The organism is Roseobacter sp. HKCCA2468, assembly GCF_037805105.1.
In the GTDB taxonomy this organism is placed as follows: Bacteria; Pseudomonadota; Alphaproteobacteria; order Rhodobacterales; family Rhodobacteraceae; genus M30B80.
This window is the reverse complement of record NZ_JBBLYN010000001.1, coordinates 817,988-839,206: the sequence shown is the minus strand read 5'-3', so window position 1 is coordinate 839,206 and position 21,219 is coordinate 817,988. Positions and strand designations below refer to the sequence as shown.

Genomic DNA, 21,219 nt, shown 5'->3' with positions numbered 1-21,219 from the left:
GATTATGGCGGATTTGATGAAGGGTAAGCGCGGCCTGATTATGGGGGTCGCGAATGATCGCTCTATCGCATGGGGCATCGCCAAGGCCATGGCAGATGAGGGTGCAGAGCTTGCCTTTAGCTATCAGGGCGAAGCCTTTGGCAAGCGGGTCGAACCGCTTGCCGCATCCGTTGGGTCGGACATTTTGATTGATGTTGATGTGACCGATGATGCCTCGATGGAGGCGGCATTTGCGTCACTCAAAGAGAAATGGGGCACACTCGATTTCGTGGTTCATGCCATCGCTTTTTCGGATAAGTCCGAATTGACGGGGCGGTTTTCCGATACAAGCCGTGCGAATTTCTCTAATTCCTTGGAGATCTCTTGCTACTCGTTCATTGATGTCGCCCGCCGCGCATCGGAATTGATGCCTGAGGGTGGCACATTGTTGACGCTGACCTATCAAGGGTCAAACCGCGTGACGCCATTTTACAACGTGATGGGCGTGGCCAAGGCGGCCTTGGAAAGTGCCGTGCGCTACTTGGCCAATGACCTTGGCCCGCAAAATATCCGCGTCAATGCCATCAGCCCGGGCCCAATGAAAACCTTGGCAGGGGCCGCGATTGGCGGCGCGCGGAAAACCTTTAAGACGACAGAGATGAACGCACCTTTGCGCGCCAACGCAACGCTTGAGGCGGTTGGGGGAACGGCGGTCTACCTCGCCTCTGACTATGGGGCCTGCACCACGGGCGAGATTGTGCGCGTGGATGGTGGCTACCACGTTCTGGGCATGGCGCAGCCGGAGAATCTGTGACGAAGGCCAAAATATGATCGGCTCGGGCGGGTTTTGGGCCGCTCTTTGGCTGATTTTGATCCGCGTTAGAAACGGCGCGCCGCATTAAAAAACCGCCCCTGCATCTGGGGGCGGTTTTGTTTTTCTCATCAGCCTAATTTAGGCGATTTCGACCAATTCCACCGCAAAGGTCAAATCCTTGCCTGCCAACGGGTGGTTTGCGTCTAGGGTGACTTCCTCATCGGTGACGGAGGTCACTGTGACGGGGATCGTCTGGCCGTCTGGGGTTTGCACTTGCAGGCCGCCACCCACTTCAAGGGGGATTTCAGCAGGGATTTGCGCCCGTGGCACCGCCTGAACCGCCTCGGGGCGGTGGTCGCCATAGGCCTCAGCCGCGGCGATGGTCACCGATTTCTTTTCGCCTTGGCTCATGCCCGTGATGGCCGCGTCTAGACCTGCGATGATCTGACCTGAGCCAAGCGTAAAGCGCAGCGGATCGCGCCCTTCGGAACTGTCAAATTGGCTGCCATCGGCCAAGGTGCCTGTGTAATGAATGGCGACTGTATCGCCTGCTTTCGCCTGCGTCATGGCTGTCCTTTCGGATATTTGGGGGAAATGAATGTCACGGGGCCGCATCTTTGCAGGTGCCCGTATTGGGTTCTGTCTCAACTTAGGCGTTTCTACCTCAGATTGAAACCCCGTTGGTGAATTTTGCGATTGTGCGCGCGAAGGCGACTGATACTCTGACCCAATAGATGCGCGAAAGGGGGGTATCTGATGGGCGAAACGGCCTATGTGACCGCCAAAGATGGGGTGCGCCTTGCCTATGATGACACGGGCGGGGCGGGGCCTGTTCTGCTCTGTCTTGCGGGGCTGACGCGCAATCGTGAGGATTTTGATTTTGTGGTGCGCGATTTTCGCGATCAGGCGTGCATCATTCGCCTTGATTTTCGGGGGCGGGGCGGCTCGGATTATGCGGATCCCGCCACCTACACCCCTTTGCAAGAGGCCGAAGATGTTGTGACCCTGCTGGATCATTTGGGACTTGCGCAAGCGGCTATATTGGGCACCTCGCGCGGCGGCATTGTAGCGATGATTATGGGGCTTACGGCGCGCGCACGGCTCAGCGGTGTTTGCCTCAACGATATTGGCCCCGAAATTATGCCCGAAGGCTTGTCTGCGATCATGGGTTATATTGGCCGCAGACCCAAGTTTCGCAGTTTGGCCGAGGCGGCGGCGGCCATGCCTGATCTGCACCCCAGTTTTCGCAACGTGCCCTCTGAAACATGGGACGCCCATGTGGCGCGGCTGTGGCGCGAGGATGAGGCAGGACTGCATCTGCGCTATGATCCGCGCCTGCGCGAGGCGGTTGCGCCCGCCTTTGCCGCTGATGCCAAGCCCATTGATCTTTGGCCCTGTTTCGATGCTTTGGCCGCGCTGCCCCTCGCGCTGATCCGTGGGGCAGGGTCAAATATCCTGTCGCGCGAGGTAGCCGATGAAATGCGCGCTCGCAGGCCCGATATGATTTACGCTGACCTACCTGATCGCGGCCATGTTCCCTTTCTCGATGAACCCGCATCACAGGCGGTGATATCCCAATTTCTCAAGGAGATCGCATGAGCGATATCGCGCAAATCCGTGCCGCTGCTGCCCGCGCCAAGGGCCATGTGCGTCAAACCCCGCTCTTATCCGCGCCCGCCCTCGATGACATCGCGGGGCGCAGGGTTTTTGCCAAGGCCGAGGTTTTGCAACTGACAGGCAGTTTTAAGTTTCGCGGGGCATGGTCTGCCGTCTCGAATTTACCCGCTGCAGAGCGCGCCAAAGGGGTGCTTGCCTTTTCATCGGGCAATCATGCGCAAGGTGTGGCCTATGCCGCCGCGCTGCATGGGGTGCAGGCCACCATCATCATGCCCGCCGATGCGCCACAGGCCAAGATCGACAATACGCGCTTTTATGGGGCCGAGGTGATCCTTTATGACCGCAAAGGGGGGGAGGATCGAAATGTGATCGGTGCGCGCCTGCAAGAAGAGCGCGGCCTGCCTTTGATCAAACCCTTTGACAATGCAGATGTGATTGCAGGGCAGGGCACCTGCGGGCTTGAGATTGCCCAACAGGCGCGCGAGGCAGGTATCGAGCAGGCCGAGGTTCTGGCCTGTTGCGGGGGTGGCGGGCTTTCTGCGGGGATTGCCTTGGCGCTTGAGGCGGATGCACCACAAATGCGCCTGCGCACAGTCGAGCCAGAAGGGTTTGATGACACGGCCCGCAGTCTGGCTGCGGGCGAGATTTGCCGCAACACGGGGCCAGAAGCAGGGCTTTGTGATGCGATTGTCACCCCTGCGCCAGGGCAGTTGACCTTTCCCATCCTTAACCGCCTGGCAGGGGCGGGGATCGTGGTCAGTGATGATGAGGTGCGCGCTGCCATGCGCGCTGCCTATGCGCATTTGAAACTGGTGGTTGAACCCGGCGGCGCGGTGGCTTTGGCCGCCGCACTCTTTCATGGGGCTGCGTTGGAGGGCGACACGGCCATCGTCACCTTGTCAGGGGGCAATGTTGATCCTGATCTCTTCGCCGATATTTTACGCGGCTGAGGTCTTAATCCCGCGTCCCTTGCTGATGAAGATCAAGAGGGACGCCACCATCAGCAGGCTTGACACCAAGAAGGCCGCGCCCGGCAGGTAAAGATTGGCCCCTTCGCGGGTGAACCAGAAAAAGGCTTGGGTCATGACAAGGGGTGAGATGATCATCGACAAGGCGGAGCAGGAAGCAAGCACGCCTTGCAACGCCCCTTGTTGATCTGCCCCTGCCGCGCGGGACATCAGCGCCTGCATCGCAGGGGCCACCACCGCGCCCACGGATGAGATCGGGATCAACACCCAAACCATCCATGCCTCAGGCGCAAATCCATAACCCCAAAGCGATAGAATATTCAGGATCAAGCCATATCGCACCGCGCGCGCCTCGCCTAAATAGGACAGGATAGGTCGGATCAATGCGCCTTGTGTAACAGCAATGGCCACGCCATAGGCCGCCAATGAGGCCCCGATCAGGCCAGTATCCCATCCAAAAGCGGCTTGGGTGTAATAGGCCCAGATCGTGGGGTAGACGAAATTTGAAATTTGATACGCCAACATCACGGTCAAAAGTGGCGCGAGATTTGGCAACGACCCAATTTCCATGATGCCGCCCAAAGGGTTGGCCCGTGCCCATTTGAAGGGGCGGCGATTTTCGGCCCGCAGCGTTTCGGGTGCTACGAACATCCCAAAGATCAGGTTCAATCCAGCCAGAAGGGCTGCCGCATAAAACGGCGCGCGCGGATCAAGCCCGCCCAAAATACCGCCCAGAACGGGGCCCAAAATAAAGCCCATCCCAAACCCTGCCGAGATCAGCCCAAAATTCTGCGCGCGTTTTTCAGCGGGGGAAATATCGGCCATATAGGCAAGGGCAGTGGCATGGGTTGCAGCGGCAATGCCTGCAATAATCCGCCCCAAGAACAGCAACCAAATCGAATTGGCTTGCGACATGATCAGATAATCCACCGTCATCACCAAAAGCGAGATCAGCAAAATGGGGCGGCGGCCAAATCGGTCGGACAGATTGCCAATGATGGGGGAAAAGATGAATTGCATCACCGCATAAGAGGCCGACAAGATGCCCCCCCAAATCGCGGCATCAGAGAGGGTGATCCCCTGCACTTCCTCAATAAGATCTGGCATGACAGGCAAGATCAGCCCGATACCCATGGCATCAAGCGTCACAGTGATCATGATAAAGGTGAGCGACAGGCGCATTGTCATAGACCCCTCATGCGAGGGTGAATGCGACTTGTCAAGCTAGGTTGACAGATGGCCTGTGGCCGCAATGAAATCTGTGATCAAGGCAGCATAATCTTCGGGCGCCTCGATAGGGGGCAAATGTCCTGCATTGCGCATCAATTCAAACCGCGCGCCGTGGATGAGATCCGCCATCTCGCGCATCAGATCGGGCGGGGTTGATCCATCTTCGGCCCCCGCAATGACAAGGGTCTGGAGGCGCAAAGCGGCGGTGGTGGTGTAAAAATCACTGCCTGATATGGCCTCGGCCCCGGCGAGATAGCCTGTCAGGGAGACATTTTTCAGGTCTTCCTCAAAGGCTGCGTGTCCCCCTCTGGCGCGAAAGGCGCGGGTGAACCAACGCTCCATCAAGGCGGGGGCTGCGGCCGCCATGCCGCCCTTGGCGATTGTGGCAATGCGGGACTGCCACATCTCGCGCGTGCCGATTTTGGTGGCTGTGTTCGACAGGATGAGCGCGCGGATGAGGTCAAGCCGCTTTGCCGCCAATCCTTGCGCCACCATCCCCCCAAGGGACAGACCTAAGAACATCACCTCAGAAAGCCCCAATTCGTCCAACAACGCCTCAGCATCGCGGATCAGCATCCCCATGGAATAGGGGCCGTCTGGAATATCGCTCTGGCCATGGCCGCGCATATCATAGGCGATGATCTGCAAACCTTCGGGCAAATGCGGAATCACCCCATCCCAAAGGCGCGTGCTGCACCCCAAGCCGTGACACAGCACAAGCGCGGGGGCCTGCTCACCGCCCCATCGTTCAACATGATGGCGCACCCCGTTCAGGGTCAAATCGAAGGCGGTGTTATCTTTCGCGTTCATGGTCATAGCGTAATTTGGCGATTTGCTCATTGGCTTCGGCCTTTTGTTGCCGATGCAAATCTTCCTCGACATAGGTCAGATGGTGGCGGATGGCGGCCCGCGCCGCCTCGCCATCGCGGGCTTGGATTGCATCATTGATCGCGCGGTGATGATCGAGCAGCAAATCGCGCGTTGTGCGTTGCTTGAACATGACTGAGCGGTTGTAAAACACACCTTCGCGCAGCAGATCAAACATGGAGCGCATCATATGGAGCATGATGACATTGTGACTGGCTTCAATGATCGCCATATGAAATTGGGCATCAAGATCGGCCTCATCCGCAGGATTGCGCTTGGAATGGGCAGCTTCCATTTTGCGAAATACGGTATCGATCACTTTGAGGTCGGTGTCCGAGGCAAATTGTGCGGCGCGTTCTGCGGCCAAAGCCTCCATATCTCGGCGGAAGGCCACATAGTCAAACACCGCTTCTGGGTGGCTGCCAAACAGACGGATCAGGGCAGGTGAGAACGCAGACCCCAAGACATCGGCGACATAAATCCCTGCGCCTGCGCGGGTTGCCAGAAGGCCGCGATCTTGCAAATCGGCAATCGCTTCGCGCAGCGAGGGGCGCGACACCCCAAGCCGTTCTGACAATTCCCGCTCAGATGGCAGCCTCTCTCCAGGGCGCAATATGCCGCGCAAAATCAGCATTTCTATCTGGCGCTGCACAGAATGCGACAGTTTTTCGGCTTCGATCCGTTGAAATGGCATCCGCGCGCCCCTCCCTGATTGGTCAATTTATATGACCAGACAGGGCGTGGGGCAAGGAATTAGCGACTTATCAGGTGCTCGGGCGAATAAAGATTTCCACGCGGCGGTTTTGCTGCCGTCCCTCGGGGGTCAGGTTCGAAGCGACAGGTTCAGTTTCGCCATGGCCAAAACTGCGCACGCGCCAAGGGGCAACCCCCTCTTCAAGCAAGACACCCGCAACCGCGCTCGCACGGCGCGAGGACAGATCCATATTATAGCCAGACGACCCCGTATTATCGGTGTGACCGATCACATCGACAGTCGTGTCTGGATAGGTTTGAAGGTTCTGCGCCAAGGCCCGCAAATCCGATTGCAGCATGGCCCGAATGGCGGCGCTGTCAGTGTCGAACAAGATGCCCTCGGGTAAGGTGACAATCAATTCCTCGCCCGTGTTCTGGATCATGATGTTTTCATTATCCATCTGCGCCCGCAGATCAGCCGCTTGGCGATCCAGCATGGACCCAATCCCTGCACCAATTGCTGCCCCCGCTGCCGCACCGATCACGGTATCGCGGCGGCTGTTTTCTCCGTCACGGGTCGCGCCAAGAAAGCCGCCCAACATCGCGCCTACAATCGCCCCGTCACGGGTGCGGTTGGCGTTTGGATCAGCGGCGGTGCTTTGGACACAGCCACTCAACACAAGGGCAATCGCGCTCAATGCGCCCAGAGATTTCACGCGCAGGCCTGCAGTCTGTTGCGCCATGGAACACCTTCTTTCTTGGTTATTTGCTCGTGCGCTCATCATAGCTTTGCCTGGACACAAAAGAAAGCGGGCAAGCCTCTCATCGGCAAAGCCTCGCGCAGACGTGAGAGGCGCGTGAGGTTTATCCCTGCGCCTCAAAGGCGGCGGTTTCCCATGCCAACATCGCGCGTTTGACGGGCAGGCCCCAATGATAGCCCCCCATCTCGCCCGATTTGCGCAAGGCCCGATGGCAGGGAATAAGCAGCGAGATGGGATTGCGTCCCACCGCCGTGCCAACCGCCCTGACCGCCTTTGGCGCGCCAATGGCCCCTGCAATTTCGGAATAGGTGGTGACATGGCCTGCGGGCACATTCATCAGCGCCTCCCATACCTTAATCTGAAACGGGGCGCCTATTAGGTGCAAAGACGCCTCGCCCTTGGCGCTTAGGGCGGCATTGGCCCATGGGGCGATGGCCGCTTGGTCATGCTGCAAATCGGCTTTGGGCCAACGTCTTGCCATATCCGCCAAACAGGCCGCTTCCCCGATCTCGGCGGCAAAGCCAAGCCCGCAAATCCCGCGATCTGATGCAACGATCAAAGCGGGGCCAAAGGCGCTGTCAAACCATCCGTAGCGCAGGGTCAGGCCTGCGCCGCCTTTGGCATAGTCACCTGGGGCCATGGCCTCCCATCGCAGGAATAAGTCATAAAGCCTGCCCGTGCCAGAAAGCCCCGTCAGCACGGCTGTTTCAAGCGTGCTGTGGCGCGTGGTCAAAAGCGATTTTGCATGGCCAAGCGTCAGGAATTGCGCATAGCGTTTGGGTGAGATGCCCGCATAGCGCGAAAAAACTCGCTGCAAATGCGCAGGGCTCAGGCCGATTTTCGCGGCCAGATGGTCAAGGTTACTGGCCGCAGCAGGGTTTTCATCAATAAGGGCGATGGCGCGGGCAATGACGCCATAGTGATACTCGGTTTCACTTTCGGTGGTCTTCATCGCGCGCCTTCGTCCCTATGTGCTCTGTTGTGCCTATGCTAAACCTACGCGAGGCTTTGGTGCCGCGCGACCCGAAACTTGCGCAAAAGCCCTTCAACAGGGCTTGCGCCCGCGCGCCCCAATCGCCACAAGAGGCCATGGCACGCCAATTGGATTACAGCACCCTTGTCGAAATCTTTTCCCGCTTTGAGGCGGCTGAACCTGAACCCAAGGGAGAGCTGAACCATGTCAATGTCTACACGCTTTTAGTGGCTGTTGCCCTGTCTGCACAGGCCACAGATGCAGGCGTGAACCGCGCCACTGCAAAGCTCTTTCAGATCGCGGATACCCCGCAGAAAATGCTGGAGCTGGGCGAAGCGGGTCTGATTGAACATATCAAGACCATCGGGCTTTATCGCAACAAGGCCAAGAATGTGATCAAGATGGCGCAAATCTTGGTCGAAGAATATGATGGTGTCGTGCCTGCCTCGCGCGCCGCGCTTCAGGCGTTGCCAGGGGTAGGGCGCAAAACCGCGAATGTGGTCTTGAACATGTGGTGGCGGCAGCCCGCGCAGGCGGTGGATACGCATATTTTCCGCGTGGGCAATCGAACGGGCATTGCCGTTGGCAAGTCGGTGGATGCGGTTGAGCGCGCGATTGAGGATCATGTCCCCGCCCCATACCAGCTGCATGCCCATCACTGGCTGATCTTGCATGGTCGCTATATCTGCGTGGCGCGCAAACCCAAATGCGGGGCCTGCCCCATCAAAGACTTGTGTCAATTCGAGGAAAAAACCCAATGAGCAAAACCTATGATCTGGTCGGCATCGGGAATGCCATTGTTGATGTGATTGCACATGGCAATGACGCGTTTTTGGCTGACATGGGAATTGACAAGGGCATTATGCAATTGATCGATAAGGATCGCGCTGAGACGCTTTATGCCGCGATGACGGATCGTGTGCAGACCGCTGGCGGATCGGTGGCCAATACAATCGCAGGTGCGGCCAGTTTGGGACTGAAAACTGCGTTTTTGGGTAAGGTCAAAGACGATGAGTTGGGCCGATTTTACGCAGATGGCATGCGTGCCGATGGCAGTGATTTTCCCAACCCGCCCGTGGCGGACACGGATTTGCCGCCTACATCGCGCTCGATGATTTTTGTCTCACCAGATGGTGAGCGCTCGATGAATACATATCTTGGCGCAGGCGCTGATTTTAACGAGGCAGATGTGGATGTCGACACTGCCAAAGCCGCGCGCTGGATGTTTTTGGAGGGCTATCTCTATGACAAGCCCGAAGGCAAGTCCGCCTTTACCCTTGCAGGTCAGGCCTGCCGCGCGGGCGGAGGCAAAGTTGGGATCACCCTCTCTGATCCGTTTTGTGTGGACAGGCACCGCGATGATTTTCGCAATCTGATTGCGCAAGGTATGGATTTCACCATTGGCAACCATGAAGAATGGCTGTCGCTCTATCAGACCAGCGATCTTGACGCGGCCTTGGCTGAGGCAGCAGGGGCTTGTGGGCTGATTGTCTGCACCCATTCGGGCGAAGCGGTGAAGATCATTCACCAAGGCACGCGTTACGAAGTTGCCGTAACCCCCGTCACCCCTGTGGATGCAACAGGGGCGGGCGACCAATTCGCCGCGGGGTTCTTGGGCGGGATGGCGATGGATGTTGGCATTGTGCGCGCAGGCGAGATGGGTGTGGCTGCGGCGGCAGAGGTGATCGCCCAAATCGGCCCGCGCCCCAAGCGCAGCCTGCGTGCGGTATTCGCTGATCAAAACTTGATCTGATCAATCGCCCAGTTTGGCGTGCACCTCGTCTAGATCAATCTCGCCAATGGGCATCTTATTGGCGGGGTTTTCAAAGTCATATTTGAACAACTGAAAATCCCGTTTGTAGATTTCATAGACCAGATGCATCGACAGATCGTCAAAATAATCCTCAACAGGATGGGCGCGCTTGGGGCCGTGCCCTTCGGATTCGTTAAAGCGCGGCACATCCGCCAGATTGACTGAAACAGGTGTTTCTACAGCGTCCAGAACCTGCTGCATTCCTTGATCGAAATGCTCTGTCCAGAAAATCTGGTTGTAACGTCCGCCATTGGCAATCAGGGTTGAGATGTGACCTGACATGGCTGACCAATGAATGTCAGGTTCCATGGGTTTGCGAAAACGGATCGTGTCGCGCGCAAACAGTAAAAATCGGCGGAAACTGGCGATTTGGTCGAACTCTTGTTTGCCATCATCACCGCCCACCTCGACCCCGTAGCGCTGCATGACTTGCGGCACGAGATTGCCGCGATACCGATTGCCATTGCGTTGGATGCCGCAAATTTTGTCAAAGAAACTGGAAAGAATGCGGGTATAGGGGTTGCGCACACAGGTGAAGGTCAGGGTGTTTTGCGCTGTCACGCCCGCCTCGATGATGGGCTGAGAATGCTCTTGCGCCCATTTGTGCAACCCTTCGCCTGCATCATGGATGTCCCCATCAAAAAAGCGGCCATGATCTGAGTAAAACATGATTTGGCCGATGCTTGAGCAGGCGCATTTGGGCACAACCCGATAAATCATTGACCCGCTTTCCGTCATCCATGTGCCTGGGAAACCCATAATCTCTTCCTCGAACTTTACGCCCTATTCTTTGGCTTTTCTCTGCGCCCGTGGCTTGAAATCCAACTTGGGCTATTTATTCAATATAATTTAGGTATTAACAATATATAGAAGAAAAAAGAAGAGACGGCAGGGCAGGCCCGCTATGGTGCGCATCGCTTTCATTCTACTATGTCACAAGAACCCCAAGCAGATCATCGAGCAAATCGAGGGTCTGACGGCGACTGGGGACTATGTGGCGGTGCATTTTGACGCCAATGCAGATGCCGCGGATTACACGGCGCTGACCACGCGTTTCGCAGGCAATCCTTCTGTGGCCTTTGCGCAAAAGCGTGTCAAATGCGGTTGGGGGGAATGGAGCCTTGTGCGCGCCACGCTAAATGCGGTGCACGCGGCGGTGTCTGCCTTTCCCAAAGCCACGCATTTTTATATGGTGTCGGGCGATTGCATGGCCATCAAATCTGCTGCCTATGCGCGCAATTTCCTTGCCGCACAAAACAAGGATTTCATCGAAAGCTTTGATTTCTTCAAATCAGGTTGGATTCAAACAGGCATCAAGGAGGAGCGGCTTTATTATCGCCATTTCTTCAATGAGCGCGAAAGCAAGCCTCTGTTTTATGCGGCGTTACGCCTGCAACGGGCATTGCGTCTAAAGCGCAGAATTCCGCGTGATTTGGATGTGATGATCGGGTCGCAATGGTGGTGTTTGCGCCGTGATACAATCGAAAAAATCCTTGGGTTTTGCGCAGCCCGCCCCGATGTGATGCGGTTCTTCAAATATACATGGATCCCTGACGAGACGTTCTTTCAAACCTTGGTCAATCATCTTGTCCCAGATCGCGAGATTGAGCGGCGCACTTTGACCTTTTTGATGTTCTCAGATTACGGGATGCCCGCCACGTTTTATAACGACCATTTGCAGATGCTTTTGGCGCAGGATTATATTTTTGCCCGAAAAATCAGTGCCGAAGCATCGTTTCTGCGCGAGGCTTTGTCGAAACTCTGGGCCTCAGGCGAGACGAATTTTGTGATCTCGCATGGGGGGCGGCGGCTTTATAAATTCTTGCGTGAACGGGGGCGGATCGGGCAACGCTTTGCGCCGCGGTTCTGGGAACGGGATGGCTCCATCGGGCAGGGGCGCGAGGTTCTGATGATCGTGTGCAAGAAATGGCATGTGGCCAAACGACTGCTGCACAGCGCCAAAGACACGCTTGGCATTCCCGCCGTGGAATATCTCTATGACGAGGAAGATTGCGGCTTGCCGCATTTGGGCGGCATTGAGCGCACCTTAAAAAAGCGCAATCGCCACAGGCGCGCCTTGTTGCGGATGTTATTTGATTATTACCAGTCCGACCGCCTGATCATCTGTCTTGATCCCAATAATATCGAATGGATTAGGGATGTGATGAATGACCGTGCGAAGTCCGCCATTTTGGAGATCAAATGCGATTTTGACGATGATTACCTGCGCGGTCATGCCTATCGCGTGGGTCTGGCCAGTGCCGATGCCCCGCAGGAGGTGATGGATCGGATGCTGCCCGTTTTGCGCTATGAATTCCAACACCAAGAAATTCAGCTTTTGGAGGCAGGGTTTGATCCGCATTACATCATCCGCCAATCACGCAACAGCGATGAGAACTTGCAGGCGCTTGCGCAATTCTTCACCATATCGCAGGAACGGGCGCAGGGGCTGTTGAACACGCCGCATTTGTTTGACGACTAACCCCTGCCAAACGCCAATGCCAAAAGGGGGCCGCAACACATGCCGCATGAGTACGATCCGCAGAATATCTTTGCCAAAATCCTGCGCGGGGAAATTCCAAACAACACGGTCGCTGAGACTGATCATTGTTTGGCCTTTCACGATATCGGGCCACAGGCGCCGACCCATATTCTGGTGATCCCGAAAGGGGCCTATGTGACCTATGATGATTTTGCACAAAACGCGTCAGACGCGGAAATCTTGGATTTTGTGCGCCTAACGGGGCGGCTGTGCAAAGAGCTTGGCCTGTCCTTGGCTGAAGGCGGGCAGGGCTATCGCGTCATCTCTAACGCGGGCGATCATGGTGGACAAGAAGTGCCGCATTATCACCTGCATCTTTTGGGTGGGGCGGCTTTAGGGCCCTTGTTGGCGCAGCGCTCAGGCTGATTGCGTGAGCGAGACAAAGACATCCTGCAAATCGGGTTCTTGGGTTTTCACGTCACGAATGCCCACGCCCGCAACCCGCAGACTGTCTAAAATCGCGGCAGGGCTAGTTTTGGCGCGGCTATAGCTAAAGACCAATGCGCCATCGCTGCGCCGCTCAAGTGTTACGCCTTGCGGGGCGGTGACAGCATCGCTTGGCCCTTCTGGCAAGATCACAAGGCTTTTTTGATCCATCTGCGCCAGTAAGTTTTCGGTGCGGTCGCGTGCGATCACCGCGCCATGGTTGATGATGGCGATTTCATCGCACATCTCCTCGGCTTCTTCGAGGTAATGGGTGGTGAGAATGATGGTCATGCCGCGCTCTTCATTCAGGCGGCGCACATTGGCCCATAACATTTGACGCAATTCAATATCGACCCCTGCGGTTGGTTCATCCAAGACCAGCACATGGGGGTTATGGATCAATGCTTTGCCAAGCAGCAATCTGCGCCGCATCCCACCTGATAGGGTGCGGGCATAGGCTTCGGCCTTATCCTCAAGCCCAATGAGGCGCAAAACCCCCTCAACATCGCGTTGCGATTTTGGCATTCCATATAACCCTGCCTGCACATCCAATGCCGCGCGGGGGGTGAAAAACGGGTCGATGTTCAATTCTTGGGGCATCACCCCGATAGAGGCGCGCGATTGGCGCGGGTTTTTGTCCTGATCAAACCCCCAAATTGTCACTTGGCCTGAGGTCTTGGTCACAAGCCCCGCCAAAATATTGATCATCGTGGATTTGCCCGCGCCATTTGGCCCTAAAAGCCCAAAAATAGACCCGCGCGGAATGTCGAGATCAACGCCCTTCAGCGCCTCTTTGGCAGGGCTGCGCGCACTGGCCGCGTAGGTCTTGCGCAAATTGCGCAACTCGATGGCGTTTTCGCGTGGCATTGTCCTGTCTCCTCTTGCCCGATGAGAGGCAAACTGCGATATGAGGCAGATGTAAGCCTATGCTACGGCTAGGGCAAGCAGCCCGCGCGCATCGCGCGCAGACAGACAGGACAGGAGGAACGGCTCAATGACCATGGACGCCCCAGAAACCGAGATTGTCAGCCAATGGCGTGTGGCCTGCGATGGCGGGCAGGGGGCCTTGGGTCATCCACGGGTGTGGCTGTCCATTCCGCATGAATCGGGCCGTGTCGAATGTGGCTATTGTGACAAAATGTTCATTCACGAAAGCGCCGCCAAAAAGGCCAAGTCCTAAGCACCGCTTTCGGGTCGCATCCCGCCTGATGCTGCGCTAGAACAGGGGAAGCAAGACCCCAGAAACAAGCGCGGTGTGAATATGAGCGGATTTAGCAAAGGGTGCCACCTTCATCTCGTTGATGGCTCGGCCTTTATTTTTCGGGCCTATCACGCGCTGCCGCCGCTGACGCGCAAATCCGATGGCCTGCCCATCGGGGCGGTGTCGGGCTTTTGCAATATGCTTTTGAAAATGATTGTTGAGAATGGCGGCTCTGACGGGCCGACCCATGCGGCGGTGGTGTTTGACAAAGGCAGCCACACGTTCCGCAATGATCTATACGATCTCTACAAAGCCAATCGTGATGCTATGCCCGAGGATTTGCGCCCGCAAATGCCGCTGACCCGCGAGGCCACGCGAGCGTTCAACCTCGCCTGTCTGGAGTTGGAGGGATACGAGGCGGATGACATCATCGCCACCCTTGCGCGGCAAGCGCGCGAGGCAGGGGGGCGCTGCACGATTATCTCATCGGATAAAGACCTGATGCAGCTTGTCGGCGGTGGGGTCGAGATGTTCGATGCGATGAAAAATGCGCGCATTGATGCCGAAGGTGTTTTTGCAAAATTTGGGGTCGGGCCTGAGCGGGTGATTGATGTGCAATCCTTGGCGGGGGATAGTGTTGACAATATTCCCGGCGCGCCTGGCATCGGCATTAAAACAGCCGCGCTTTTGATTAATGAATATGGCGATTTGGACACGCTTCTGGCGCGGGCCGAGGAAATCAAACAGCCCAAGCGGCGGGAGGCGCTGATTGAATTTGCCGATCAAATTCGATTGTCGCGGCAATTGGTCAGTCTTGATGATCAAGTGCCGCTTGAGATCACCCTTGACGATTTAGAGGTTAAAGACCCCGAACCAGAGACGCTGATGCAATTTCTGGCCGCGATGGAGTTTCGCAGCCTGACCAAGCGTGTCGCGGATCATTTGGGGGTTGAGGCCCCTGAAATTCAGACGAGCGCCGCGGCCCCTGCGCCTTCGGGCGGGGCGGCCCCTGCCACACCAGAATTCCCTGCCTTTGATCATGGCCAGTATGAGACAATCACAACGCTTGAGGCCCTCACCCCGTGGCTTGAGGCGGCGCGCGCGCAAGGGTTCATTGCGATTGATACCGAGACAACCGCCCTAGATGAAATGCGCGCCGAATTGGTTGGCGTGTCCTTGGCCACAAAGGCAGGGCGCGCCTGTTATATCCCGCTGCAACACCGCGCGGGCGGGGATGATCTCTTTGGCAGCGCCGCATTGGTCGAGGGGCAAATGCCGCTTGTCACAGCCCTAGATGCATTGCGCCCCGTGTTCGAGGATGAGGCCATTGTCAAAATCGGGCAAAATATGAAATATGACGCGAAAATCTTGGCCCGATACGGGATCAAGGTCGCGCCAATTGATGACACGATGTTGATGTCCTATGCGCTGCATGGCGGGTTGCACGGGCATGGGATGGATGCGCTCTCTGCGCGCTATCTCGATCATGAACCGATCCCGATTAAAACCCTGCTTGGGGCGGGCAAGGCCGCAATCACCTTTGACTTGGTCAAGATTGAGGATGCAGCCCCCTATGCGGCGGAGGATGCCGATATCACCTTGCGCCTGTGGCAGGTGTTCAAGCCTCAGTTGCATCAGGTCCAGGTGACACGGGTTTATGAAACGCTAGAACGCCCACTTGTGCCCGTTTTGGCGCGTATGGAAATGGCAGGGGTCTGCGTTGACCGCGATGTGCTGAGCCGTATGTCAAACGCCTTTGCGCAGAAAATGGCGGCGCTCGAGGCTGAAGCGCATGAATTGGCGGGCGAGGCGTTTAATCTGGCGAGCCCCAAACAGCTTGGTGAAATCTTGTTCGACAAGATGGGCCTTGAAGGGGGCAAAAAGGGTAAGACGGGGGCCTATTCCACGGGGGCGGATATCCTCGAGGATCTCGCCGCCGCAGGTCACGAATTGCCTGCGCGCCTGTTGGATTGGCGCCAGATTGCCAAGCTGAAATCGACCTATACCGATGCGTTGCAAGATCATATCAACCCCGAGACGGGCCGCGTGCATACCTCCTACGTCATTGCGGGCGCGAATACGGGCCGTCTGGCCTCAACCGATCCGAACCTGCAAAATATTCCTATCCGCAGCGAAGAAGGTCGCCGCATCCGCGAGGCCTTTGTGGCCCCTGAGGGGCGCGTTTTGGTCAGTTTGGATTATAGCCAAATCGAATTGCGCATTTTGGCCGAGATTGCGGGGATTGATGCATTGAAACAGGCCTTCCGCGAAGGGCAAGACATTCACGCTGCAACCGCATCTGAAATGTTCGGCATCCCACTGGATCAAATGACCTCTGACATTCGCCGTCAGGCCAAGGCAATCAATTTTGGGGTCATTTATGGCATTTCTGGCTTTGGTCTTGCGCGCAATTTGCGGATCCCACGCGCCGAGGCGCAAGGGTTTATCGACCGCTATTTTGAGCGTTTCCCGGGCATCCGTGATTATATGACCGCGACCAAGGAATTCGCCAAATCGCACCGCTATGTGCAAACCTTGTTTGGCCGTAAAATTCATACACCCGATATCGAGGCGAAAGGCCCCGCCGCAGGCTTTGCGCAGCGCGCGGCCATCAACGCGCCCATCCAAGGCACCGCGGCCGATATTATCCGCCGCGCGATGATCCGCATGGATCAGGCAATCGCAGATTTGCCTGCAACCATGTTGTTGCAGGTGCATGATGAATTGGTCTTTGAGGTGGATGAGGGCGCGGTGGACGCCCTGATTGCCCGCGCCCGCGATGTTATGGAAAGCGCGGCAAGCCCCGTTTTGCATCTATCTGTGCCGTTGGTCGTGGATGCAGGGCAGGGTAAAAATTGGGCGGAGGCGCATTGAGGCGGCGCACAAATCGGCCGCGCCCCCGCAAGACGTTTGAGGGGCCAAGGCGGCTTGTGGCTTTTAACAAGCCCATGGATGTCCTCAGCCAATTTTCGCCCGATGGTCATTGGCGGGGGCTTTCTGATTATTTGGATCTGCCTGGCCTTTATCCTGCGGGGCGGTTGGATCGCGACAGCGAAGGGCTGTTGCTGTTGACCAATGATGGCCGATTGCAAGCGCAGATCACAAGCCCTGCCGCCAAATTGCCAAAGACCTATTATGCGATGGTAGAGGGCGCGCCAAACCCCGATGCCGTTGCCGCATTGCGCGCAGGGATTACTCTAAAAGATGGGCCAACACGCCCTGCCGAGGTTGCGCAGGTGGCCGAGCCTGACTGGCTCTGGCCGCGTGTGCCGCCTGTGCGTTTTCGTCAAACTGTGCCAGATCATTGGCTGCGCCTCACCATTACCGAGGGACGCAACCGCCAAGTGCGGCGGATGTGCGCCCATGTGGGTTTGCCTGTTTTGCGGCTTGTTCGGTGGCAAATCGGGGATTGGGTTTTGGGTGACCTGCCCCCTGCCGCATGGCGCGAGATTGAATTGCCCAAATAAAAAGGCGCGCAAGGCTTTCACCCTGCGCGCCCTTGTCCGAATGTCGGAAGCTGTTAGGCCAGCATCGCCATTGGGTTTTCCAGATTGCGCACAATCGAGGCCAGTAATTCTGCCCCAAGTGCGCCATCAATCGCGCGGTGATCCACGGAAAGCGTGACCGACATCACAGTCGCCACTTGCACCGCGCCATCCTCGCTGACGACAGGCTTTTTCACCCCTGCACCAACCGCCAAAATCGCACCATGGGGCGGGTTGATAACAGCATCGAAATTATCGACCCCGAACATACCCAAATTGGAAATTGCGAAACTGCCGCCCTGATATTCATGCGGGGCGAGTTTCTTAGACCGCGCGCGTGCGGCCAGATCCTTCATCTCGGCCGACAAGCGCGACAGGGATTTTTGATCCGCATCTTTTAGGACAGGCGTGAACAGCCCACCTTCAATTGCCACAGCCACCGCAACATCAGACGGTTTCAGCTTGAGGATACGATCCCCCGCCCAAACCGCATTGGCATCTGGCACTTCCTGCAGGGCAAGGGCACAGGCCTTGATGATGAAATCATTGACCGAAAGCTTGACATCGCGCGCAGCCAATTGCGTGTTCAGCTGGCCGCGGAAGGCAAGTAAGTTGTCGATCCGAATATCGCGGCGCAGATAGAAATGCGGGATGGTTTGCTTGGCTTCGGTGAGGCGCGCGGCAACAGTTTTGCGCATCCCATCCAAAGCCACTTCTTCATAATCGCGGCCTTCGTAGATTTTCTTGATCTGATCTGCACCAGGCGAGGCGGGCAGAGCGGGCGCGCTTTGCACAGGTGCCGCTGTCGCCGTGGGGGCAGATGCCACCGCCTTGCCACTTTCGACATCGGCCTTCACGATCCGCCCATGTGGGCCTGTGCCCTTCACTTGGGTCAGGTCGATGCCCTTTTCCGCCGCAATCCGCCGCGCAAGCGGTGAGGCAAAAACCCGTGCGCCTTCTGCCTTAGGGGCCGCAGGTGCAGGGGTGGGGGTTGCAGGTGTCGCAGGGGCTGCTTGGGCTGCGGGTGCAGATGCCGCAGGGGCAGGGGCCGCAGCGGCGGGTGCCGCGCTCATATCCTCGCCCGCTTCGCCGATGATCGCGATGGCGGTGTTGACCTTCACCCCTTCGGTGCCCTCAGCCACAAGGATCTTGCCAATCACGCCTTCATCCACGGACTCAAATTCCATCGTGGCTTTGTCGGTTTCAATCTCGGCCAAGAGGTCGCCTGCTTGCACAGTGTCGCCCTCTTTGACCAACCATTTCGCCAATGTGCCCTCTTCCATTGTGGGCGACAGGGCGGGCATTAGAATTTCGGTTGCCATAATCAGCCCCTCCTTAGCGATAGGTTACAGATTTGACCGCTGCGACCACTTCATCGGTGGTGACAAGGGCCAGTTTCTCAAGGTTCGCCGCATAGGGCATTGGCACATCTTTACCCGTGCAATTGATCACGGGCGCATCGAGATAATCAAAGGCGTTCTGCATCAGATATGCCGAGATGTGATTGCCGATGGAGGCCACAGGGAAGCCTTCTTCGATCGTCACGCAGCGGTTGGTTTTTTGAACAGAGGCCAAAACCGTGCCGTAATCCAAGGGGCGCAATGTGCGCAGGTCGATCACCTCAGCAGAAATGCCCTCAGCGGCCAGGCGTTCGGCGGCCTCCATGGCGTATGTCATGCCGATCCCGAAGGACACGAGGGTCACATCATCCCCTGCACGGGCAATTTTTGCCTTGCCAAACGGAATGGTGAAATCGGGTAGATCTGGCACCTCAAAGGTTTTGCCGTAGAGAATTTCATTCTCAAGGAAAATCACGGGGTTCGGATCTCGGATAGCCTGTTTCAAAAGGCCCTTGGCATCTGCCGCGGTATAAGGCTGCACCACCTTGAGGCCTGGAATATGCGCATACCATGCGGCGTAATCTTGGCTGTGCTGTGCGCCCACGCGGGCGGCGGCGCCGTTCGGGCCACGGAACACGATCGGACAGCCCATCTGACCGCCCGACATATAAAGCGTCTTTGCCGCCGAGTTGATGATCTGGTCAATCGCCTGCATGGCAAAGTTAAAGGTCATGAACTCCACGATGGGGTTCAGCCCGCCAAAGGCCGCACCAACCGCGATCCCTGCAAAGCCATGCTCAGTGATGGGGGTGTCGATCACGCGTTTTGCGCCGAACTCATCCAACAAACCTTGGCTGATCTTATAGGCACCTTGATATTCACCGACCTCTTCGCCCATCAAGAACACGTTGTCATTGCCGCGCATTTCTTCGGCCATGGCATCGCGCAACGCTTCGCGCACGGTCTGCGTTTTCATCGGCGTGCCTTCGGGCCAATCGGGGCTTTGATCTGCCACGGGTGCCGCAGGGGCCGCGGCCACGGGCGCGGCAGGTGCCGCTTCTGTAACGGGGGCCGCAGGGGCGGGGGAGGCTGCCGCAGGGGTCGCGCTCATATCCTCGCCCGCTTCGCCGATGATGGCGATGGCGGTGTTGACCTTCACCCCTTCAGTGCCCTCAGCCACAAGGATCTTGCCGATCACGCCTTCATCCACGGCCTCGAATTCCATTGTGGCCTTGTCGGTTTCAATCTCGGCCAGAATATCACCTGCTTGCACGGTGTCGCCTTCCTTAACCAGCCATTTGGCCAAAGTGCCTTCTTCCATCGTTGGCGAAAGGGCGGGCATCAAAATTTCGGTTGCCATTGGTTTATCCTCTCCTTCCGCTCACGCGTCCGCGTAAATATCTGTCCACAATTCATCCAAAGGTGGCTCAGGGCTTTCTTTGGAGAATTCGGCCGCCTCATTCACGATGTCTTTGATTTCTTTATCAATCGCCTTGAGGTCGTCCTCAGAGGCGTGACCGCCCGTCAGCAACAATTGGCGGACATGTTCAATCGCATCGCGCTTTTCGCGCATTTCCTGCACTTCTTCGCGGGTGCGATATTTTGCGGGGTCAGACATCGAATGTCCGCGATAGCGATAGGTTTTGACCTCAAGAATGTAAGGGCCTTTGCCCGCGCGGCAGTAGGCAACGGCGCGTTGCCCCGCATCTTTGACCGCCAGAACATCCATCCCGTCAACCTCTTCGCCCGCGATCCCATAGGCCGCGCCGCGCTCCCATAGGCTTGGGGATTTTGTTGAACGCTGCACCGAGGTGCCCATCGCGTATTGGTTGTTCTCAATCACGAAAACAACGGGCAGCGACCACAGCTCGGCCATGTTATAGGTCTCGTAGACCTGACCTTGGTTGGCTGCACCATCGCCGAAATAGGTGAAGGTGACGCGACCATTGCCGCGATATTTGTCCGAGAAGGCCAAACCTGCACCCAACGGCACCTGCGCGCCCACGATGCCGTGGCCGCCGTAGAAATGTTTCTCTTTCGAGAACATATGCATCGAGCCGCCTTTGCCCTTGGAATAGCCCCCGATGCGGCCCGTCAATTCGGCCATAACACCCTTGGCGTCCATCCCGCAGGCCAACATGTGCCCGTGGTCGCGATAGGAGGTGATCCGTTTGTCACCTTCGCTGGCCGCAGCCTCAAGGCCGACAACAACCGCCTCTTGCCCAATATAGAGATGGCAAAAACCACCGATCAAACCCATGCCGTAAAGCTGACCTGCTTTTTCTTCGAATCTGCGGATCAGCAACATTTCGCGATAGAATTTTTTCAATTCATCAGGCGAAACATTTGATTTCGCTTTGGTTTTTCCGCTCGATGCGGGGGTCGGTCGTTTCGCGGCCATATCCTTGGGCCCTCCCATTCGAAAGAATAGTTTAACGTTGAACTATTCTTTATCACAAAAGTCAGGGGAAAGGGTAGGGGGAATTCGGCCCAAGGGTTTTTGCGCAAAT

Annotated in this window: 21 protein-coding genes; 10 read left to right on the top strand and 11 right to left on the bottom strand. The window is 56.9% G+C overall.

What is annotated here, in order from left to right; all coding sequences use genetic code 11:
• The first annotated feature begins 4 nt into the window (after positions 1–4).
• Positions 5–793 carry an enoyl-ACP reductase FabI gene (locus AAC620_RS04205; RefSeq protein ID WP_317654330.1) on the top strand — a complete coding sequence of 263 codons (789 nt, stop codon included), beginning with the start codon at positions 5–7 and terminating at the stop codon, positions 791–793.
• 138 nt (positions 794–931) lie between these two features.
• Here AAC620_RS04205 and AAC620_RS04200 read toward each other — a convergent pair whose 3' ends face one another.
• A complete protein-coding gene (locus tag AAC620_RS04200; RefSeq protein WP_317654331.1) occupies positions 932–1,360 on the bottom strand; it encodes an FKBP-type peptidyl-prolyl cis-trans isomerase in 429 nt (142 codons plus the stop codon).
• A 189-nt stretch (positions 1,361–1,549) separates the two neighbouring features.
• Here AAC620_RS04200 and AAC620_RS04195 point away from each other — a divergent pair, with 189 nt between their 5' ends.
• Positions 1,550–2,392, top strand: a complete 843-nt coding sequence (locus AAC620_RS04195) for an alpha/beta fold hydrolase (protein WP_340242914.1) — start codon at positions 1,550–1,552, stop codon at positions 2,390–2,392.
• Positions 2,389–3,360, top strand: a complete 972-nt coding sequence (locus AAC620_RS04190) for a threonine ammonia-lyase (protein WP_317654333.1) — start codon at positions 2,389–2,391, stop codon at positions 3,358–3,360. The genes AAC620_RS04195 and AAC620_RS04190 overlap by 4 nt, the downstream gene beginning before the upstream one ends.
• On the opposite strand, the gene AAC620_RS04185 is transcribed toward AAC620_RS04190, so the two are convergent.
• From AAC620_RS04185 to AAC620_RS04165, 5 genes are all read right to left on the bottom strand, one after another.
• Positions 3,349–4,566, bottom strand: a complete 1,218-nt coding sequence (locus tag AAC620_RS04185) for a TCR/Tet family MFS transporter (RefSeq protein WP_317654334.1) — start codon at positions 4,564–4,566, stop codon at positions 3,349–3,351. The genes AAC620_RS04190 and AAC620_RS04185 overlap by 12 nt on opposite strands.
• A 36-nt stretch (positions 4,567–4,602) precedes the next feature.
• The gene (gene pcaD, locus AAC620_RS04180; RefSeq protein ID WP_317654335.1) at positions 4,603–5,448 is read right to left on the bottom strand and encodes a 3-oxoadipate enol-lactonase; all 846 of its coding nucleotides are present in this window, start codon (positions 5,446–5,448) and stop codon (positions 4,603–4,605) included.
• On the bottom strand, positions 5,402–6,169 hold the full coding sequence (locus tag AAC620_RS04175) for a FadR/GntR family transcriptional regulator (RefSeq protein WP_317654336.1): 768 nt from the start codon (positions 6,167–6,169) through the stop codon (positions 5,402–5,404). The genes pcaD and AAC620_RS04175 overlap by 47 nt, the downstream gene beginning before the upstream one ends.
• A 70-nt stretch (positions 6,170–6,239) precedes the next feature.
• Positions 6,240–6,911, bottom strand: coding sequence for an OmpA family protein (locus tag AAC620_RS04170; RefSeq protein WP_317654337.1), 672 nt, complete (start codon positions 6,909–6,911; stop codon positions 6,240–6,242).
• Positions 6,912–7,032: 121 nt separating this feature from the next.
• The gene (locus AAC620_RS04165; RefSeq protein ID WP_340242913.1) at positions 7,033–7,881 is read right to left on the bottom strand and encodes a bifunctional helix-turn-helix domain-containing protein/methylated-DNA--[protein]-cysteine S-methyltransferase; all 849 of its coding nucleotides are present in this window, start codon (positions 7,879–7,881) and stop codon (positions 7,033–7,035) included.
• Positions 7,882–8,018: 137 nt separating this feature from the next.
• Between AAC620_RS04165 and nth the strand changes: the two genes are divergently transcribed.
• Together nth and AAC620_RS04155 are read left to right on the top strand one after the other, a co-directional pair.
• On the top strand, positions 8,019–8,663 hold the full coding sequence (gene nth / locus AAC620_RS04160) for an endonuclease III (protein WP_317655773.1): 645 nt from the start codon (positions 8,019–8,021) through the stop codon (positions 8,661–8,663).
• Positions 8,660–9,655: an adenosine kinase gene (locus tag AAC620_RS04155; protein WP_317654339.1), complete on the top strand. Its 996-nt coding sequence runs from the start codon at positions 8,660–8,662 to the stop codon at positions 9,653–9,655. Before nth ends, AAC620_RS04155 begins: the two co-directional genes overlap by 4 nt.
• Here the strand turns inward: AAC620_RS04155 and AAC620_RS04150 are convergent, their stop codons facing one another.
• Positions 9,656–10,474, bottom strand: coding sequence for a sulfotransferase family protein (locus AAC620_RS04150; RefSeq protein WP_317654340.1), 819 nt, complete (start codon positions 10,472–10,474; stop codon positions 9,656–9,658).
• A gap of 145 nt (positions 10,475–10,619) precedes the next feature.
• On the opposite strand from AAC620_RS04150, the gene AAC620_RS04145 reads away from it, so the two are divergent.
• Together AAC620_RS04145 and AAC620_RS04140 are read left to right on the top strand one after the other, a co-directional pair.
• Positions 10,620–12,197 carry a DUF5928 domain-containing protein gene (locus AAC620_RS04145; protein ID WP_317654341.1) on the top strand — a complete coding sequence of 526 codons (1,578 nt, stop codon included), beginning with the start codon at positions 10,620–10,622 and terminating at the stop codon, positions 12,195–12,197.
• Between the two features lie 39 nt (positions 12,198–12,236).
• Positions 12,237–12,623, top strand: a complete 387-nt coding sequence (locus AAC620_RS04140; protein ID WP_317654342.1) for a histidine triad nucleotide-binding protein — start codon at positions 12,237–12,239, stop codon at positions 12,621–12,623.
• Here the strand turns inward: AAC620_RS04140 and AAC620_RS04135 are convergent.
• Complete coding sequence (locus AAC620_RS04135; RefSeq protein ID WP_317654343.1) at positions 12,615–13,550, bottom strand: ABC transporter ATP-binding protein; 936 nt, start codon at positions 13,548–13,550, stop codon at positions 12,615–12,617. The genes AAC620_RS04140 and AAC620_RS04135 overlap by 9 nt on opposite strands.
• A 127-nt stretch (positions 13,551–13,677) precedes the next feature.
• Between AAC620_RS04135 and AAC620_RS04130 the strand changes: the two genes are divergently transcribed.
• The 3 genes from AAC620_RS04130 to AAC620_RS04120 all read left to right on the top strand — a co-directional run bounded on the left by AAC620_RS04130 (position 13,678) and on the right by AAC620_RS04120 (position 17,351).
• Positions 13,678–13,863 (top strand): zinc-finger domain-containing protein, encoded by a 186-nt coding sequence (locus AAC620_RS04130; RefSeq protein WP_317654344.1) that lies wholly within the window; start codon positions 13,678–13,680, stop codon positions 13,861–13,863.
• A gap of 81 nt (positions 13,864–13,944) precedes the next feature.
• Positions 13,945–16,758, top strand: coding sequence for a DNA polymerase I (gene polA, locus AAC620_RS04125; protein ID WP_340242912.1), 2,814 nt, complete (start codon positions 13,945–13,947; stop codon positions 16,756–16,758).
• 56 nt (positions 16,759–16,814) lie between these two features.
• Positions 16,815–17,351: a pseudouridine synthase gene (locus AAC620_RS04120; RefSeq protein ID WP_317654346.1), complete on the top strand. Its 537-nt coding sequence runs from the start codon at positions 16,815–16,817 to the stop codon at positions 17,349–17,351.
• A 53-nt stretch (positions 17,352–17,404) separates the two neighbouring features.
• Here AAC620_RS04120 and AAC620_RS04115 read toward each other — a convergent pair whose 3' ends face one another.
• Genes AAC620_RS04115 through pdhA form a run of 3 tightly spaced genes read right to left on the bottom strand, consistent with a single transcriptional unit; the run spans position 17,405 to position 21,110 of the window.
• The gene (locus tag AAC620_RS04115) at positions 17,405–18,691 is read right to left on the bottom strand and encodes a pyruvate dehydrogenase complex dihydrolipoamide acetyltransferase (RefSeq protein WP_340242911.1); all 1,287 of its coding nucleotides are present in this window, start codon (positions 18,689–18,691) and stop codon (positions 17,405–17,407) included.
• 13 nt (positions 18,692–18,704) lie between these two features.
• On the bottom strand, positions 18,705–20,069 hold the full coding sequence (locus AAC620_RS04110; protein WP_317654348.1) for a pyruvate dehydrogenase complex E1 component subunit beta: 1,365 nt from the start codon (positions 20,067–20,069) through the stop codon (positions 18,705–18,707).
• Between the two features lie 21 nt (positions 20,070–20,090).
• Positions 20,091–21,110 carry a pyruvate dehydrogenase (acetyl-transferring) E1 component subunit alpha gene (pdhA, locus tag AAC620_RS04105; RefSeq protein WP_340242910.1) on the bottom strand — a complete coding sequence of 340 codons (1,020 nt, stop codon included), beginning with the start codon at positions 21,108–21,110 and terminating at the stop codon, positions 20,091–20,093.
• Between the last annotated feature and the right edge of the window lie 109 nt (positions 21,111–21,219).

What these genes read in the sequence shown, in the direction of transcription:
- AAC620_RS04115 (WP_340242911.1), bottom strand. Translation starts at nt 18,691, where the DNA reads ATGGCAACCGAAATTCTAATGCCCGCCCTGTCGCCCACAATGGAAGAG.
- AAC620_RS04165 (WP_340242913.1), bottom strand. Translation starts at nt 7,881, where the DNA reads ATGAAGACCACCGAAAGTGAAACCGAGTATCACTATGGCGTCATTGCC.
- AAC620_RS04205 (WP_317654330.1), top strand. Translation starts at nt 5, where the DNA reads ATGGCGGATTTGATGAAGGGTAAGCGCGGCCTGATTATGGGGGTCGCG.
- AAC620_RS04175 (WP_317654336.1), bottom strand. Translation starts at nt 6,169, where the DNA reads ATGCCATTTCAACGGATCGAAGCCGAAAAACTGTCGCATTCTGTGCAG.
- AAC620_RS04135 (WP_317654343.1), bottom strand. Translation starts at nt 13,550, where the DNA reads ATGCCACGCGAAAACGCCATCGAGTTGCGCAATTTGCGCAAGACCTAC.
- AAC620_RS04190 (WP_317654333.1), top strand. Translation starts at nt 2,389, where the DNA reads ATGAGCGATATCGCGCAAATCCGTGCCGCTGCTGCCCGCGCCAAGGGC.
- AAC620_RS04130 (WP_317654344.1), top strand. Translation starts at nt 13,678, where the DNA reads ATGACCATGGACGCCCCAGAAACCGAGATTGTCAGCCAATGGCGTGTG.
- AAC620_RS04140 (WP_317654342.1), top strand. Translation starts at nt 12,237, where the DNA reads ATGCCGCATGAGTACGATCCGCAGAATATCTTTGCCAAAATCCTGCGC.
- AAC620_RS04170 (WP_317654337.1), bottom strand. Translation starts at nt 6,911, where the DNA reads ATGGCGCAACAGACTGCAGGCCTGCGCGTGAAATCTCTGGGCGCATTG.
- AAC620_RS04185 (WP_317654334.1), bottom strand. Translation starts at nt 4,566, where the DNA reads ATGACAATGCGCCTGTCGCTCACCTTTATCATGATCACTGTGACGCTT.
- nth (WP_317655773.1), top strand. Translation starts at nt 8,019, where the DNA reads ATGGCACGCCAATTGGATTACAGCACCCTTGTCGAAATCTTTTCCCGC.
- polA (WP_340242912.1), top strand. Translation starts at nt 13,945, where the DNA reads ATGAGCGGATTTAGCAAAGGGTGCCACCTTCATCTCGTTGATGGCTCG.
- AAC620_RS04155 (WP_317654339.1), top strand. Translation starts at nt 8,660, where the DNA reads ATGAGCAAAACCTATGATCTGGTCGGCATCGGGAATGCCATTGTTGAT.
- pdhA (WP_340242910.1), bottom strand. Translation starts at nt 21,110, where the DNA reads ATGGCCGCGAAACGACCGACCCCCGCATCGAGCGGAAAAACCAAAGCG.
- AAC620_RS04150 (WP_317654340.1), bottom strand. Translation starts at nt 10,474, where the DNA reads ATGGGTTTCCCAGGCACATGGATGACGGAAAGCGGGTCAATGATTTAT.
- AAC620_RS04195 (WP_340242914.1), top strand. Translation starts at nt 1,550, where the DNA reads ATGGGCGAAACGGCCTATGTGACCGCCAAAGATGGGGTGCGCCTTGCC.
- AAC620_RS04200 (WP_317654331.1), bottom strand. Translation starts at nt 1,360, where the DNA reads ATGACGCAGGCGAAAGCAGGCGATACAGTCGCCATTCATTACACAGGC.
- AAC620_RS04110 (WP_317654348.1), bottom strand. Translation starts at nt 20,069, where the DNA reads ATGGCAACCGAAATTTTGATGCCCGCCCTTTCGCCAACGATGGAAGAA.
- AAC620_RS04145 (WP_317654341.1), top strand. Translation starts at nt 10,620, where the DNA reads ATGGTGCGCATCGCTTTCATTCTACTATGTCACAAGAACCCCAAGCAG.
- pcaD (WP_317654335.1), bottom strand. Translation starts at nt 5,448, where the DNA reads ATGAGCAAATCGCCAAATTACGCTATGACCATGAACGCGAAAGATAAC.